The organism is Mesorhizobium sp. WSM4820, from assembly GCF_055811075.1.
This window is the reverse complement of record NZ_JBVVQN010000024.1, coordinates 14,160-30,494: the sequence shown is the minus strand read 5'-3', so window position 1 is coordinate 30,494 and position 16,335 is coordinate 14,160. Positions and strand designations below refer to the sequence as shown.

The 16,335-nt window shown below is 63.0% G+C and carries 15 protein-coding genes; 7 read left to right on the top strand and 8 right to left on the bottom strand.

The genetic code is table 11. From position 1 onward, the window contains the following. Positions 1-813 (bottom strand): MipA/OmpV family protein, encoded by an 813-nt coding sequence (locus tag AC0L2R_RS28960; RefSeq protein ID WP_473512944.1) that lies wholly within the window; start codon positions 811-813, stop codon positions 1-3. A gap of 209 nt (positions 814-1,022) precedes the next feature. Next, a complete protein-coding gene (locus tag AC0L2R_RS28955; protein ID WP_473512942.1) occupies positions 1,023-1,928 on the bottom strand; it encodes an alpha/beta hydrolase in 906 nt (301 codons plus the stop codon). A 329-nt stretch (positions 1,929-2,257) separates the two neighbouring features. On the opposite strand from AC0L2R_RS28955, the gene AC0L2R_RS28950 reads away from it, so the two are divergent. Continuing rightward, on the top strand, positions 2,258-2,812 hold the full coding sequence (locus AC0L2R_RS28950) for an HdeD family acid-resistance protein (RefSeq protein ID WP_473512940.1): 555 nt from the start codon (positions 2,258-2,260) through the stop codon (positions 2,810-2,812). A 166-nt stretch (positions 2,813-2,978) separates the two neighbouring features. On the opposite strand, the gene AC0L2R_RS28945 is transcribed toward AC0L2R_RS28950, so the two are convergent. Next, positions 2,979-3,962, bottom strand: coding sequence for a bifunctional riboflavin kinase/FAD synthetase (locus AC0L2R_RS28945; protein WP_473512939.1), 984 nt, complete (start codon positions 3,960-3,962; stop codon positions 2,979-2,981). A gap of 43 nt (positions 3,963-4,005) precedes the next feature. Beyond that, entirely contained in the window at positions 4,006-4,866 is an 861-nt protein-coding gene (locus AC0L2R_RS28940) for a TIGR01459 family HAD-type hydrolase (protein WP_473512937.1), read from the bottom strand. A gap of 372 nt (positions 4,867-5,238) precedes the next feature. On the opposite strand from AC0L2R_RS28940, the gene AC0L2R_RS28935 reads away from it, so the two are divergent. Further along, positions 5,239-7,200 (top strand): TadE/TadG family type IV pilus assembly protein, encoded by a 1,962-nt coding sequence (locus tag AC0L2R_RS28935; RefSeq protein ID WP_473512936.1) that lies wholly within the window; start codon positions 5,239-5,241, stop codon positions 7,198-7,200. A gap of 323 nt (positions 7,201-7,523) precedes the next feature. Here AC0L2R_RS28935 and AC0L2R_RS28930 read toward each other — a convergent pair whose 3' ends face one another. Together AC0L2R_RS28930 and AC0L2R_RS28925 are read right to left on the bottom strand one after the other, a co-directional pair. Beyond that, positions 7,524-8,351, bottom strand: coding sequence for a DUF2189 domain-containing protein (locus AC0L2R_RS28930; RefSeq protein ID WP_236371396.1), 828 nt, complete (start codon positions 8,349-8,351; stop codon positions 7,524-7,526). A gap of 274 nt (positions 8,352-8,625) precedes the next feature. Next, a complete protein-coding gene (locus AC0L2R_RS28925; RefSeq protein WP_473512935.1) occupies positions 8,626-9,330 on the bottom strand; it encodes a glutathione S-transferase family protein in 705 nt (234 codons plus the stop codon). A 107-nt stretch (positions 9,331-9,437) separates the two neighbouring features. Between AC0L2R_RS28925 and AC0L2R_RS28920 the strand changes: the two genes are divergently transcribed. The 4 genes from AC0L2R_RS28920 (at position 9,438) to AC0L2R_RS28905 (ending at position 13,535) form a co-directional block, all read left to right on the top strand. Next, positions 9,438-9,797 (top strand): winged helix-turn-helix transcriptional regulator, encoded by a 360-nt coding sequence (locus AC0L2R_RS28920; protein WP_473512934.1) that lies wholly within the window; start codon positions 9,438-9,440, stop codon positions 9,795-9,797. Between the two features lie 231 nt (positions 9,798-10,028). Next, on the top strand, positions 10,029-11,150 hold the full coding sequence (locus tag AC0L2R_RS28915; protein ID WP_473512933.1) for a PspA/IM30 family protein: 1,122 nt from the start codon (positions 10,029-10,031) through the stop codon (positions 11,148-11,150). A 5-nt stretch (positions 11,151-11,155) separates the two neighbouring features. Further along, entirely contained in the window at positions 11,156-11,776 is a 621-nt protein-coding gene (locus tag AC0L2R_RS28910) for an OB-fold-containig protein (RefSeq protein WP_473512931.1), read from the top strand. Positions 11,777-11,834: 58 nt separating this feature from the next. Next, on the top strand, positions 11,835-13,535 hold the full coding sequence (locus AC0L2R_RS28905) for a flotillin family protein (RefSeq protein ID WP_473512930.1): 1,701 nt from the start codon (positions 11,835-11,837) through the stop codon (positions 13,533-13,535). A gap of 176 nt (positions 13,536-13,711) precedes the next feature. On the opposite strand, the gene AC0L2R_RS28900 is transcribed toward AC0L2R_RS28905, so the two are convergent. Further along, on the bottom strand, positions 13,712-14,806 hold the full coding sequence (locus tag AC0L2R_RS28900; RefSeq protein WP_473512929.1) for an alkene reductase: 1,095 nt from the start codon (positions 14,804-14,806) through the stop codon (positions 13,712-13,714). A gap of 58 nt (positions 14,807-14,864) precedes the next feature. Then, complete coding sequence (locus AC0L2R_RS28895) at positions 14,865-15,653, bottom strand: SDR family NAD(P)-dependent oxidoreductase (RefSeq protein WP_473512928.1); 789 nt, start codon at positions 15,651-15,653, stop codon at positions 14,865-14,867. 110 nt (positions 15,654-15,763) lie between these two features. On the opposite strand from AC0L2R_RS28895, the gene AC0L2R_RS28890 reads away from it, so the two are divergent. After that, positions 15,764-16,327, top strand: coding sequence for a TetR/AcrR family transcriptional regulator (locus AC0L2R_RS28890; protein WP_473512926.1), 564 nt, complete (start codon positions 15,764-15,766; stop codon positions 16,325-16,327). Positions 16,328-16,335 lie beyond the last annotated feature (8 nt).

The window sequence follows — 16,335 nt, the reverse complement described above, 5'->3', positions numbered from 1 at the left end:
TCACATCGAGAAATCGAAGCGATAGGTCGTCGACACGCCGATCGTGAATTGATCCCTTGAGCCGCGCTCCTCGACCAGGCTGGAATCGGCCGCCGGGCCCATCAGCCGCGAATATTCGGCGAACAGGCTGGCCGTCATCGGCTCCGTCACTTTCCAGGTCACCGCGCCGCCGAGGCCCGCCGACTTCACGCCACCGTCCGGTCGGTACCGGCTGAGGCCCGACGCCACGGCTTCCCCAGCGTCGACGCCGTAATAGGCGTCGAAATAATCCGACGAGGCGAACGAAACGCGCGGCCCGCCCGAAATCCTGACCTCCGGCGTCACATCGTGGAATGCGTCGGCGGCGATGTCGGCGACGAAGCCGTTATGGGCGCGAATGCCGTGCCGCAATTCGGCGCGGGCGCGCAACCAGTCCAAAGGATAGAATTCGAAGAAGCCGCCGGCCTCGCCGCCCCAGCGCACCGGGTCGAGGCCTCTCAGTTCGTCGGCGTCGTCGCCATCGCGCGAAAACAGGATTTTTCCGGCCAGGCCGGCGCGGAAGCCGCCTTCGTCGATCAGCCCCAGCGAGATGTTGTCGTTGCGCGAGGTGAAGCGGGCCGCAGGACCGGCCTTGCCGAGCGAGATGATCGGCTGGGCGCTGAGTATATAGTTCTTGCTGCCTTCGAAATCGGGGGCGACCAGGCCGGTGGCGCCGACTGTCAGATACCAGTCGCCGGACAGCCAGCCCAAGGCGCCATCGGCGGCTTCGGCGGCACCGGTGGCCCCAAGTATGAAGGCGGCCAGAACCACCGGATTCGCTCGGACAAAACGCATCATTACTCCATAAGTCGAACAGGTTGGCGATACAACCAGCCTTCGCAAGCCATGGCGCCAGTTCAGTAAAATTTGGCTTAATGTCCGAAACATCGGCGGCGTTTCTGAAAATGCGCTAGCAGCTGCCAACTGGCTTCCCACTCTGGAATGTCTCGGCTGCTTTTTGGATTTTGGCAATAGCCGTGTGACCCTGGCTGCTCACCCAAGAGTTACAAAAATCCGCGGACAAAGCTTCCCGCGCTGTGAAGAGTGCGGCGACCGGCACTCAATCCTGCATTCCAAACCGGCCAGGCGTGAATCATATGCGGCCAAATTTCGAGACGTACTTTGACGTCAGCCGCGCCAGCGGCTTGCGCGAGCCGAGTTGCGTCCGACAACAGCGTCTCGGCCGAACCGACCTGTATCAGCATTGGGGGAAATCCGCTCAGATCGGCGAACAACGGCGAGATCAGGGGATCGCGCCGACCAACGCCATGGGGAACATAGGCGGTGGCCAGTTCCTCCAAATACGCCCGGTGGATGATAGGGTCGATTGCGTCCTTAGTTGATAGTGTCGCGCCGGCCATCGAAAGGTCCGTCCAGGGCGAGACCAGCCAAAGACATCGCGGCAACCGCTCCCCTGCCGCGCACAATATATTGACCAAGCACAGGGTGAGGTTGCCGCCCGCACTGTCTCCGCCAACCACGATGCGGTCCGGCGCGATCCCTTGCCGGCTCAGAAAGCGCCATGCGGTGAGTGCGTCTTCATGTTGCGCAGGGAAAGGATGTTCCGGTGCGCGTCGATAGTCGATCGCGAGGGTGCGCATTCCCATTGCTCGACCTGCCTCGGTCACCATTCGACGATGGCTTTTGAGAGAGCCGGAGCAGTAGCCACCACCATGGAAAAAGAGCAGAACCTTATCCCTGTCACTCTCAGGCGCTAGCGACCACTCTCCCTCGAGGCCGTCGAAAACCGCATTCTCACATCTGACGTCGTCCGCAATCGGCCAGACCGAACCAACCTCGTCGAGCCGTGCCCGGCGTTCGTCCCAGCCCACCGGTCGTGGCTTTGACGTCAGCAAACTGCGGACGGCGTTGATCTCCGTCAGATCGAGGCTTTCGTCCACGTCGCTCATCTGCTTCCCTAGCCTCATCAAGCATAAAAACGGGCGACAGCAGCAGCCTCACGTCATCCAATAAAGCGTCACAGCCAGCGCTGGGCCACCGCTTTCGTTTGCGCCATGGCGAAGACAAGTGGACGACAGTCGTCCAGAACCCGCTCGTCATGCTTTAGCACTGCCGCCGCACATGGTCGAATATTACGTCTGATATTTGGCCGCTTCGGGTCTAGCCACGTCTGGCAAGCGATCGCTCGGGGTGTGGCGCTCGCATCCTGCTCGCTTTACCGGCAAGCCTGTCAGCGTTACCTTCCAAGCCGGCAAAGGTAACCTGAGGGAGAAGGGCGATGACACTGCACGGCGATGCCTTGAAAGATGCAATCGGTCAGACGCGGGCGAAATGGGGATGGTTCGTCGGGCTCGGCGTTCTGCTGCTGATCCTCGGCGGCGTCGCCTTCGGCAATCTGTTCATCGCCACCGTCGCCTCGATCTACGTCGTCGGCTGGCTGATGCTGATGGCCGGAATCATCGAGATCATGCATGCCTTCGGTGTGAAGACATGGACCCGGTTCTTCTATTGGCTGCTCAGCGGTCTTCTCTATGCCATCGCCGGGTTCTTTGCCTTCTACAATCCGCTGCTGGCCTCGGCGGTGCTGACCTTCCTGCTGGCGGTCGCCCTTCTCGCTTCAGGCGTGCTCAGGGCTTGGGTCGGGTACAAGCACAGACCGGAAAAAGGCTGGGGCTGGCTGGTTGCGGCCGGCATCATCAGCGCACTGGCAGGCCTGATCATCGCCATGGGCTGGCCAGTCAACAGCGTATGGGTGCTGGGGCTGTTTCTCGCCGTCGACCTGATCTTCCAGGGCTGGGCCTTCATTGCGGTCGGCCTGGCGCTGAAAAAATAAGTCCTTGGTTTGGCATGATCTGTTCCGAAAACCGGTTCCCACTTTTCGGGATCATGCTTTGTCTTAGCATGATCTTGTTCGAAAACCGGTTCCCACTTTTCGGGATCATGCTTTGTCTTAGCATGATCTTGTCCGAAAACCGGTTCCCACTTTTCGGGACCATGCTTTAGAAAGCAACGGCCGCGTCGAGCTCGGACAGCGGGCTGACGCCGGCAAGCAGCGCCCTCGCCTCGGCCTCGTCGCGTTTCATCTGCGCGACCAGCGCGTCGAGCCCGTCGAACTTCACCTCGGCGCGCAGGAAACCGAAGAAGGACACCGCGCATATCTCGCCGTAGAGATCGCCGGAGAAGTCGAAGACGAACGTTTCGAGAAGCGGCGTGCCGTTGTCATCGACGGTCGGGCGGCGGCCGAAGCTGGCAACACCATCATGAAGCGTGCCGTCGGCGCGGCGGAAGCGGACGGCGTAAATCCCTTCCTTCAGAGTGGCTTCCGGCGAAAGCCTCATATTGGCGGTTGGAAAGCCGAGCGTCCGGCCAAGCCGCTGGCCGCCGATCACCTCGCTCTCGACCGTGAAGCGGTAGCCGAGCAGGCCCGCGGCCTCGACCACCGCGCCTTCGCACAGCAGCGCGCGGATTCGGCTCGAAGACACCACCTCGGCGCCTTCGTCGCGAAAGGCGTCAACCAGGGTGACGCCGAAGCCGTGGCGTTCGCCGGCCGCCATCAGATAGGCCGGTCCGCCTTGCCTGTCCTTGCCGAAGTGGAAGTCGAAGCCGGTCACGGCGTGGATGATGCCGAGATTGCTGTCGAGCACATCGGTCACGAAGGCTTCCGCTGACAGTGCGGCGAAGGCGCGCGTGAACGGCTGCTCGACGAGTGCGGCAAAGCCCAGATGCGACAGCAGCCGTGCCTTCATCGGCGGCGGTGTCAGCACGAACAGCGGTATCTCGGGGCGGAACACCTTTCTCGGATGCGGCTCGAAGGTCAGCACCAGCGCCGGCGCGCCGCGCCGGCGGGCCTCGGCCAGCGCGCGTTCGAGCACGGCCTGGTGGCCGCGGTGCACACCGTCGAAATTGCCGATCGCTACCACGCCACCCCGCAAATGGGCCGGCAGCGGCGAGATTGCAGAAACGCGTTCGAAGGCTTCAGTCATTTCGGGGCTTGCGTCATTTCGAGGCTTCCGTCATCGAGCGAGCCTACTGCAGTCTCGGAATGACCGCGACCGGCCGGTAGCCGTGCCTTTCCAGAAAGGCGATCAGCCTGGCCGGATCCGGTCGTAGCGGATCGCCGTAGTCGCGGGCATGGATGCCGCCCGACACGTAGAGCACGTCGAAGCCATTGTCGGCAGCACCCTTGATGTCGGTCATCATGCCGTCGCCGATGGCCAGCACGTCCGAGCGCTCGACCGGGCGGCCGAGCAGGTCGGCGATCTCCTTCATCGCCACGTCATAGACCGGGGCATAAGGTTTTCCAGCAATCAGCGTGCGCCCGCCGAGCTGGGCATAGTCGCGGGCCAGCGCCCCGGCGCACCAGATCATCCGCTCGCCACGCTCGACCACGATATCGGGATTGGCGCAGATGAAGGGCAGGTTCCTGGCGCGCAGCCGCCGCAGAATATCGGCGTAGTCCTCCGGCTTCTCGACCTCGTCGTCGAACAGCCCGGTGCAGACCACGCCGGACGCCTCGAACTCCTCGACCAACTCGACATCAAGCCCGTCATAGAGCGTGAAATCGCGATCGGCGCCAATGTGGAAGATTTTTCGCGGGCCTTCCATGATCAGGTCGCGGGTCACGTCGCCGGAGGTGACGACGCGGTCATAGGCCGCAGAGGGAACGCCGATCGCATTCATCTGCGCCACCACATCGGCGCTGCGCCGCGGCGAATTGGTGATCAGCACGACAGGTATCTTCGCCTCGCGCGCCGTGGCCAGCGCCAGAGCCGCGGCCGGAAAATGCCGTTCGCCATTGTGGACCACACCCCAGACGTCACACAGGATGGCACAATAGGCTCCCGACAAATCCGCGAGCGAGCCGATGATATCGGGCGAGTCCGCCATATCGTTTCCCAAATCATGATGGTTGCGAGCGTCGCCGCCGACGTCCGCCGCGGCAGGTTCGCATTAACCGAAGCACTTGACCCTGTCACCAGCTTTCACATTTTTCTGGATTGCCCTGGTTTCAGGATTGCCCAGGGTTCAGGATCGCCTTGGCACTGACGAAGGCAAGCGCGCAAGCCGCTCTTGCCGAGGCTTACCCCATTCTGAAGGCTTCGGCGGCCGGTCCAGCCACGCGCAGCAATGCCGGCATCGGCCGCGTGGTTAACGAGTCTTGAAAAAGCAAGCCGATCTTGGATGTTTTTCAGCAATCTGAAATTTAAGGATTGATGGCATCTTTCGCCGACTAGGGGTTTTGGCGAGGGGCTGAAGACAATGATCCGAAAATTCGGTAGGGACCGGCGTGGCAACTATACGCTGATGACGGTCATCACGATGGTGCCGCTGATGGGCGGAGTGGCGCTCAGCGTCGATTACTCGGAACTGCTGCGCCAGAAGCACGCCACGTTGAACGCTTTGGACGCCGCCGGTCTCGCCACCGCTCAGCAGGTCGTCTCCGGCGCAACCGACGACGCCGCAAGGGCCTACGCCAAGACTTTCTTCGAAACCAATCTCGGCCCCGTCGATCCGGCCAACACGTCGCTTACCGTCACCCTGCCCAACAGCAGTGCGGGTGGCGGCACGTTGAAGCTCTGCAGCGCCCTGACCTATCACCCCTATTTTCTGCCGGCCGCCGCCATGCTGGGCGGCGGGACCACCAGCGGCGCTACAACTTTCACGGAGTGCTCGGAAATCCGCCTCAAGAACACGCTGGAAGTCGCTCTTGTGCTCGACAATTCCGGCTCTATGAACGAACTCGGTTCCGGCACCGGCGCGAGGCGAATAGACCTGCTGAAAACTGCCGCCAAGCAGCTTGTCGATACGCTGGCGCTGCAGGCACAGCAGATGAAGCAGGTCAGCAAACCGGTGCAGTTCTCCCTCGTGCCGTTCGCTGCTTCGGTCAATGTCGGTCCCACTCATGACCTGGACAGCTGGATGGACCAGGATGGCATCTCCCCGATCCAGCATGAGGATTTCGACTGGACGAAGTTGACCGCCGCCGACGATCCGAACAAATACGCCGAAAAGCTGAACGGCGTCTGGTACAAACGCGGCACCGGCTGGGGCGATACCGAGGATCAGCCACTGACCCGCTTCAGCCTCTTCGCCGACATGACGGTCGAATCCGGTCGCGAAGAAGTGCCCAACAGCAGGCAGTACATCTGCGATCAATACAGGAGAAACGGCACTTGCCGGACCGGCCACTGGACCACCCCGGAATACATCTACACCACCAGCCGCTATGCGAGCTGGCAGGGTTGCGTGGAGGCGAGGCCGTACCCCTATAACAACGACGACACGACGCCGAGCACCGCCGCGCCTGCCACGCTGTTCGTGCCGATGTTTGCGCCCGACGAGGCCGGCACCCTCTGGCTCGATTTCAACCGCGACGGCGCTAACGACGTGACCTCTCTGTCCTACGGTTACGGCAACAACTGGTGGGCCGACTGGCCCTATTACACCGACAACCCAACCGCTTCGCAGCGGCAGTCGGACATGCGCAAATATTTCCTGGTCAAGCCGTACGGCTCGAAGTCGGCTGCCTCGGGCGACGGCCCGAATTCGTCCTGCACGACCAACCCGATCACACCGCTCAAAGACGTGACCCAGCTTGCCCAGAAAGAGGAGATCGACAACGCCATCGACGCCATGGCGCCGAACGGCAACACCAACGTGCCGGAAGGCCTTGCCTGGGGCTGGCGGACGGTGTCGAGCAACGAACCTTTCACCGAGGGCCGGCCGAACACTGAAAGAGGCAACGACAAGGTGGTCATCGTGCTGACCGACGGCGCCAATACCTACAGCGCCGTCAGCGACAGCGACTATGCCAATAACAGGTCGACCTACGCCGCTTACGGTTACACCGGCCTGACATATCCGGGGTCTGGAAGCGTGACGCGCCTGTTCATGAACACAAGCACCGACATCGGCAAGACGACCTACACCGGCGCCAACTACACCGCCGCGCTGGACGAGCAGATGCAGACCCTTTGCGGCAACGCGAAGAATTCGAACGTTCTCGTCATGACCGTTGCGCTCGACCTGTCGACCACCGATGCCGGCGACAAGAAAGCACTCGACGCGCTGAAGGCCTGCTCCTCGGACTCGCGCTTCCGCAAGGATCCCACCGATCCGACCAAGCCGGCCAAGCTGTTCTGGAACGCGACCGGGGCGACGCTGTCGGACAATTTTAGGGAAATCGCCAACGAATTGTCAAACCTGCGCATCGTCGGCTGAAGGGGGTGGGGTCGGCTGAAGGCGATGGGACTGGTGACTTAAGGGACCCTCTTTCACGCGCAGCACAACCACATAGGGATTCTTGCGAAGGTGGACCCCCACCCTAACCCTCCCCACAAGGGGAAGGGAACGCTGCCGCGCACCTTTGACTTCGCCTTTGGCGCCGAAAGGCAGGCAATCTGCCGAGGTCGGCGCCAACGGAAGTCTCCCCCTTGTGGGGAGGGGTTAGGGGTGGGGATACATCGTAGAGCGAAAACGATCTCCCCCCGCGTGAGGAGATGTCCGGATGGCGACCGACACGCAGCGCCAAACGCCGCTTCCGCCTACATCGGCCGCCGGTCCGGCTGCGCCCGCTCCGGTTCGACCAGCCTGCGATAGAGATGCCACGTCGCATGGCCAAGCACGGGCATGACGACGGCGAGCCCGGCAAACAGCGGAATCGAGCCGATGACCAGCAGCACGGCGACCATCAGGCCCCACAGCGCCATCTGCAGCGGGTTTGTCATCACTGCCCGTGCCGAGGTCTCGATCGCCGAGACCACGCCGACATCGCGGTCGAGCAGCAGCGGGAAAGCGACGACCGTCGTCGCCAGCACGATCGCGGCGAAGACGAAGCCGGCCGCATTGCCGAGCAGGATCAGCGTCCAGCCCTTGGGCGTTGCCAGCACCTCGCGGACAAAGCCACCGATCGAGGCCGGCGGCTGAGCGCCGAACAGGCTGGTGTAGATCGATTGCGCGGTGAACAGCCAGAGCAGGAACAGTGCCACCAGCATGATGCCGATGACCGCGATCGCCGGCAGCGCCGGCGAGTGGCGCACCTCGAGTGCGTGCCACCAGGACGTGTCCATGCCGAGCTCTCGGCGGCGGCTGATCTCGTAGAGGCCGATCGCGGCGAACGGTCCAAGCAGGGCGAAGCCGGACATCAGCGGGTAAAGCAGCTGGATGGCGTAGGCGCCGGATGTCGTCCACTGCGCCAGGATCAATCCGACCACCGGATAGATCAGGCACAGGAAGACGTAGTGCGATGGCTTTGCCCAAAAATCCTCGACGCCGAGCCGCAGCACATCGATCAGGTCCGCCGTGGTGATGCGGCGCACCCTGGGCTGCACGTGCATCCCACGCGCGTCCGACATGACATGAAAGCTGGCCATACCCATTCTCCCGTATTCAGGGGGCGGCCACCGCCAGGATGGCCGCCCGTAGCTGCCACTTCAAGAGCGATGGCATGATAGCCGAATTCGATGTGCTTGTCGCGAATCGGGTGGGATTGAGCATGCGCGGCGCGGCACAGGCCGTGTTCGTGCCGCGCCGCTAGCTTGTGCTAAAGCGCGTCGCGGCTGAATGGATTCATTGCGACGCGCTTTAGGTTGTTTGTTTATGCATGTCGTTATCGCAAAACCGCCGCACACTTTTGCGCGACATGCATTAGGCACCAAAGCGTTCAATCACCTCGGCCAGCGGAACGTGGCCAAGGCAGGCACCCGAACCCGCCGGCGTTTCGCCGTCCTCGATGGCCTGCGCGTATCGCACGTCCGGATCGCTTTCGATCCGGTGGCGCAGCGCCGCCAGCCTGGGATAGGCGGCGCCGTCGACCGCCTGGTGGAACTCCGCCCAACGGGCCACGCCGATCAGCGTGGTATCGGCCAACGTCAGGCGGTCGCCGACCAGAAAGTCGGTGTCGCCGATCATCGCCTCAAGCCGGTCGTGGCGTTCGGCAACGGCCTGGCGGCCAAAGTCACGCAAGGTCGCCAGCAGGGCCGGTTCGGCCGATTCCATTTCATAGGCAGCCCAGAGCGGGGTGAAAGCGGCGGTGAAACCGGTGTTCACGAAAGCCATCAGCAGATGCATCCGGTCGGCTTCCGGCGAGCGCGGGTCGAAGCTGATGCGACGTTGCGTGTCGCGGGCTTCGAGCCAAGCGGCAATCGCCATGGTCTCGGTGAGCACTCTGCCGTCGTCGGTGATCATCACCGGCGTTTCCTGACGGCCGTTGATGCGGGCATAGGCGTCGTTCTTCATTTCAGTGAGCATGTCGACGCGGCACAGGCGGTAGGGCTGTCCGAAGCGTTCAAAAGCAGCGACGAGCCCCATCGAACTTCCTGCCGGGACACCGTAAAGGAGGATAGGTTCCATTTCTTTGTCCTCTTCCATGTTCAGGGATCACGCTGCGCAGCGAAGCTTGACCCTAAACGCTGGTCGTCCCATGTAAATTACGCACTATTTTGTAACCAGGATCCGCCATGAAAGATGTCGTCTCAAGCTGCCCGATCGAAGAGGCCATGCGTGTGCTCAGCGGTCGCTGGCCGACCTTGCTGCTCTACTATCTGAAGGACGGGACCAAGCGCTTCAGCGACTTGAGGCGTGACAACCCGACCGTGTCGCACCGCATTCTGGCGCTGGAACTGCGCAAGCTGGAGGAAGCCGGGATCGTGCGTCGAACGCCGCATGCCGGCTATCCGCTACGCGTCGACTATGATCTCACCGCAGCGGGTCTCAAGCTTGTGCCGCTCATCGACGCCTTGGGCGACTGGTGGGAAGCTACCGAGGACGATCGAGCCGGCCGGGTCTCATCGACGCCAAGGCTGGTGGCGGCGGAGTAAGCAGTGGGGAAAATCTGACGATTGCAACTATACGTTGTGCAACTGCTTGGGTGGAATCAGCCGACCGGGCCGAATACCTCAGGGAGCGCTCAGCGCCAGACGTTGTCTACTGGCCAACACCTGCGATTACCAAACAACGCACACGTGTATTAACCCCCCTATCACGTTTTTGGTGATTGTCACTTGAAATCCCCTCAATCACTTGTTAGGTGATTGAGAGGGAGAACTCATATGAAGACGGCGCACTACAAGTTGATCCTGAGCCGCGCTGGCGAACGCGCCATCGACATGACTTTCGCGGCTTATGCCGTCATGCACGACATCCTGGATCGCACTGCCTCTACCCAGCGCACCAACACGTATGAACTCCAGAAGCTCGCCTATGAAGCGATCCGCGCCGAGACGGGCCTGCCGGCGCGACTGGTGACCAATGGCATTCGCGAATACGCCTCCGGCGCCTGGTCGCCCGACCGGCTGCCGCTTGACGACAAGCTCATGTCCTTCAAGGGCGTCGACAAGGTTTCGATTTCTACCGTCGAGGGGCGTGTGATCGCGGGATTCCTGGCCACCGGCTACTCCGATAGCCAGGAGAAAGCGCAACTTTCCCATCTCGTACGGGATAACGGGGCCTATCTGCTCACCGTTCCGCTGTCGGCGGACATGCAACACAGGGAGATCGAAGCCATGCAGACCGAATCCATTTCCGGGCGCGTTTCGCGCCTCGCCGCCGGCCTGGTCGCAACCGTGATCGACGGCCTTGAGAAGAAGGCTCCCGAGGCGGTGGCCGAACAAGCGATCCGCGAGATCGACAAGGCCGCCGACGAGTTGAAATCCAACCTCGCAGCGCTTATCGCCGAGCGCAAGCGCTACACCCTGCAGAAGGACGACCTGACCGAGGAACGCGAGGGGCTGGACCAGAATATCCGTGTCGCCCTGCAAGAGGGCCGCGAAGACCTCGCACGGGCCGGTATTGGCCGTCAGGATGACATTGACGCGCAGGCCGCCTCTATCGACAAGCTGATCCAGGATGTTGATGTGCGCATTGACGAAGCGCGAGGCGCGCTGAGCGCCGCAAGTGCGGCCCGCCGCGATTCCGAGGAGCGGGTGAAGATAGCGCGTCGCGCCCGCGAGGCGCAGAACCCGGGCACGGCAGGCAACGCTGGCGGCGGGTTCCGCAAACCCGCACCAGAGGATCGCATTGCGGCCGCGCTTTCCAGCGTGGCGCGGCTGACCGACCTGCCCGCTGGCAAGCCGCGCGACAACGATCTTGTCGAACTCGAAGAATTTGGGCGCCAGCGCCGCATTGACGACCGGCTGGCGGCTCTGCGCAGCGAACTCAAGGGTAAGAAGTAGCGCCGATGGCAGAAATTCTCCACGCGCCGGCGCTCTATCTCTATCCGTTGCTGGCAGGGATGTTGCTGGGTGTCCTGCAGATCGTCCTGTTCTTTGTTGGAGCCGGGCATTTTGACCATGGTGGCGGCGAAGACGGCGCGGTCGACCATCTCCTCGACGCCACACATCTGGACGACGTATTCGATTGGTTGAATTTCGGTCGGGTACCCTTCGCCATCCTGATTCTGCTTCTGCTGGTCACGTTCGGCATGGTCGGCATCATGCTGTGGCAGATCTTCCCGGCCTTGCCGGCGTGGAGCTACGCTTTTGGCGCGACGCCGGCGGCGGTGATGGTCACGAAGATCACCGGCGGCTGGATCGCTCTTCTCCTGCCGCAGGACGAGAGCTACGCCGTCAACCACGATCGTCTGGTCGGGCGTCGCGGCACGGTCACGCTCGGGCCGCTGGACGACGGTCGGCCCGGCTCGATCCGGGTGCGCGATGAGCATGGCGAATTGCATACGCTGCGGGCGCGGCCCGCAGACGCGGGAATGAAAATCGAGAAAGGCGCCTTGGTCGTGGTGGTGAAAGCCGCCGAGGGACCCGGTCGTGTCTGGCTCGTAATGCCGTTCGAGGAACATATCTAGCCAGAGCGCGCTCTTGGCAAAGCCGAACATCAAACACTTTAAAATCTGGGGGCAAGCTATGGACAATATAGTTCAATTTCTGATCTGGGCCGGCATCGTTCTCTTCGTGATCGCGGTGATCGGCTTTGTGCTCGGGCGGCTCTACCAGCGCGCCGAGCGTGACGAGGCCTTTGTGCGTACCGGCGTCGGCGGCCGCAGAGTGGTCAAAGACGGTGGCGCGCTGATCCTGCCCATCTTGCATGCGCTGGCGAAGGTCAAGCTCAACACGGTCAAGCTGGTGGTCGACCGCCGCCGCGAGGACGCCTTCATCACCTCTGACCGCATGCGCGTCGACATCCGTGCCGAGTTCTACGTACGCGTCGACGGCACGGATGACGGCATCGGCCTCGCTGCGCAGACGCTGGGCGACCGTGTCAACGACCCGAAGGCGATCCAGGATCTGGTGGAAGCCAAGCTGGTCGACGCGCTGCGCTCTGTGGCCGCGCGCAACACGCTCGATCAACTGCATGAGAATCGCTCAGACTTCGTGAAGGCGGTGCAGGATGCAGTCGAGACCGATCTGCGCTCGAACGGGCTGGAACTGGAATCGGTGTCGTTGACGGGCCTCGACCAGACGCCGCGTGAGTTCTTCAACGAAACCAACGCCTTCGACGCCGTCGGTTTGGCCAAGCTGACAACCATCACCGAACAGCGCCGCAAGGAGCGCAACGAGGTGACGCGGAAGACCGAAGTGGCGATTGCCGAGCAGGACCTGAACGCCTCGCGCGAAAAGTACGCGTTGAAGCGGCAAGAGGAAGAGGCGCGGCTGGAGCAGGAGCGCGACGTCGTCTCCAAGCAGGCCTCCACCCGCTCCGAGATGGCCAAGGCCGAGGAAGCGGCGAAGCTCGCCGAACAGGCCGCCCAGATCGCGCGCGAGCGCGAGATCGCCGAGCATGCGGCGGAAGCGCAGCGCGCCAAGGAAGAGGCGCGCATCAACTCTGAGCGCGAGGTTGAATTGTCGCGCCAGAATATGGCGGTGGCCATCGCCAAGAAGAGCCAGGAAACCAGCCAGGCTGAAGCCAAGGCCCGCGAGGCCGAGGCGCTGACGGTTGCGGCTGAAGAAAAGGTGCAGACGGCGCGCGAACGCGAAATTGCCGACCGCGCCCGGCAGATCGCCGTTCTGCAAGCGCAGGAAGCGGCGGAATCTGAGGCTGTGTCGGTGACAGTTGGCGCGAGCGCCGAAAAAGCAGCGGCGGAAGACCGCGCCGAGGCAGCGCTGGTGGAAGCCCGCGCGGCGGCGGAAGCAATGAAGGTCCGCGCCGAAGGCGTGATCGCGGAAGGCGAGGCCGAGGCCGCGACCATCCGCGCGACGAACGAAGCGCGCAACCTGCTCTCCGATCGGCTGATCCAGCTTGAACTGACGCAGGCGCGGATCACCATGCTGCCGGAAGCATTAAAGGCGCTGATGGAGCCGGCGAGCCGTATCGATAGCATCCGCGTGTTCGACACGGCGGGATTTTCGGGCGGTCGCTCGGGCGGCGAAGGCGGGCGTTCGGGTCCGGGCGATCTGGCCGATCAGCTGCTGAAGTTCACCGGCAACAAGTCTCTGATCGACGCGCTCCTGAAGGAAGCCGGCATCGCCGGCGCCGGTGGCTCTCTAAAGGATCTGGTCTCGACGCGGCCGCGGGAAACGGATGCTGACGGGGCCGATCTGTTCGAGGAGGCAGACGGGGAGGACGACGCGCTGGTCGTCCCCCTGGCTGGGATACCGAAGGCCTGAACTGCCCAAAACGCTGATTTGATCGGGCGTGGAAACAATCCACGCCCGGTTTATTTGGCCGCCAGGATTGCGCTTATGTCAGGCAGGCGGCCTTGCCGCCACCGTGCTGCCCACAGGCGAAGGCGGCGGCGCTGGTGTCGACGTGGGATGGCCGCGCGGCGCGGCGCTCCATTGGCTCATGGCCGGCCTGAAGCGGCGAGCGCGGGATAGTCGGTATAGCCGGCGGAGCCGCCGCCATAGAGCGTCGCCTGATCGAACGTGGCCAGCGGCGCGCGCGTCTGCAGCCGTTCCACAAGGTCGGGATTGGCGATGAACGAGCGCCCGAAGGCGAACAGATCCGCCTTGCCCTCGGCGAGCCGCGACGCGGCGAGTTCGAGGTCATAGCCGTTATTGGCGATATAGGTGTTGTTGAAGCGCCGACGGAGCGATCCGAAGTCGAACGGCGCGACATCGCGCGATCCGCCCGTGGCGCCCTCGACGACATGGATGTAGACGATGCCCAAAGCGTCGAGTTGTTCGACGATATAGTCGAACTGTGCCTGGGGGGCGCTGCTCGAGACGCCGTTGGCGGGCGAGACGGGCGAAATCCGGATGGCGGTGCGCTCGGCGCCGATCTCCTCGACCACCGCAGTCGCAACCTCCAGCATCAGCCGGGCGCGGTTCTCGACCGATCCGCCATAAGCATCCGTGCGCAGGTTCGCGCCGTCCTTGGCGAACTGGTCCAGCAGATAGCCGTTGGCGCCGTGAATCTCGACGCCATCGAAGCCGGCCTCGATGGCGTTCGCAGCTGCTTTGCGGAAATCCTCCACGATGCCCGGCAATTCATCCAGTTCGAGTGCGCGGGGCTCCGAAACGTCGACAAAGCCGTTGCCGACGAAGGTCTTGGTCGCGGCCCGGATCGCCGAGGGCGCGACAGGCGCGGCGCCGTTCTCCTGCAGGTCGACGTGCGAGACGCGACCGACATGCCAGAGCTGCAGAAAAATCCGCCCGCCCTTGGCGTGCACGGCGTCGGTGACCTTGCGCCAGCCGCCGATCTGAGCCTGGGAGTAGATGCCGGGGGTGTCCTGGTAACCCTGTCCCTGCTGCGAGATCTGCGTGGCCTCGGAAATCAGCAGGCCGGCCGACGCGCGCTGGCCGTAATACTGTGCGGCGAGATCGCCTGGAACGAACCCCGGGCCGGCGCGATTGCGCGTCAGCGGCGCCATGACGATACGATTGGAGAGGGTCAGCGAGCCGAGAGTATAGGGTTCAAACAGCGTTGTGCTTGTCATAGGTCACCTTGTTGTCCCCGCCGCGGCGGGTCGTTTAGCGAAATGGCTTCGTTGGTGCTCAGGCGACCGTGCGATACCGCTCGGCGGGATGTTCGTTCCGATAGTTCGGAAGCATGGCCTGGCGTGCGGCCTGAAGCGCATCCCACTGCCCGGCATCGGGTAGCGGCGGGATGGTCACCAACTCGCGGCGGTCGAAGCCGACCAGCGCCGCATTCACCAGATCGTCGACCTCCATCACGTTGGAAAGCGTGTTGACGTCGGCCCCAACATGTCCCCAGATCTCCGTTCGCGTCGTGGCGGGAAGCACGGCCTGGACGTAGACACCCTTCGGCGCGAGCTCGAGGCTGAGTCCCTGCGACAGAAACAGCACGAAGGCTTTGGTTGCGCCGTAGACCGTCATGCCGAACTCCGGCGCCAGGCCGACCACGGAGCCGATGTTGACGATCGCCCCTTCGCCGGCCGCCGCAAGACGCGGGGCGATGGCGCTGGCTAGCCGCAGAAGCGCGGTCGTGTTGAGCGCAACCAGCCGCGCGACGTCATCGGTGCTCTGCTCGATAAAGCTTCCGCCGATGGCCGTTCCGGCATTGTTGACGAGGATCCCGATGCGGGCGTCGTCGCGCAGCCTCGTCTCTACCGTTGCAAGCTCGGCAGCCTGCGTAAGATCAGCCTGGATGATGTCGATCGCCACGCCATTTTCCTGACTTAGACGGGCCGCCAGAGCCTCCATTCGTGCCATGTCACGAGCAACCAGCACGAGGTCGTGCCCGCGGCGCGCGAAGCGCTCGGCATAGGCGGCTCCGATGCCGGTGGAGGCGCCGGTTATGAGGACTGACGGAACGGTGGTCATGGCGTTGCTCTTTTCTCTGATGGACACTATATTCATGACGATCATCATGATTGCCGCTAAATATGATGACCATCATGTAAATGTCAACGGCGCCGGCGGAGAATTTTGAAATGAAAGTCAGTCGGGAACAGATGGCGGAGAACCGCCGCCGAATTCTAGATGTTGCCAGCCGGCTGTTTCGCGACAAGGGGTTCGACGCGGTCAGCGTGGCGGAGGTGATGAAAGCCGCTGGGCTCACCCATGGCGGCTTCTATGGCCATTTCAGCTCGAAGGACGACCTGATCGCCCAAACCCTTGCCCATGTCCTCGCCGCGGACTCAAGCGGAGGGGGCGACCTTCGCGCCTATGTGGATGCCTATCTTTCGCCCCGGCATCGCGACAATGCCGCCGGTGGTTGCCCGACAGCGGGCCTTGTTGCCGACATCCGCCATCAGACCCCGGCTGCCCGCTCGGCCATGACCGAAGGCCTTCGCTCGCAGATCGACCATATCGGCAAGGCGCTGCCGGAGTTGGATCCGGCAGACGGACGCCGCGCAGCGATCGGATGCTGGGCAGCGATGGTGGGGGCAGTGATCCTCGCCCGGGCCGTCGACGATCCGGCGCTTTCGGACGAGATCCTGGAACAGACGCGTGCCTGGATCGATACCGGGATCAGCCAAGTGTCTGTCAGATAGCCGTCAGG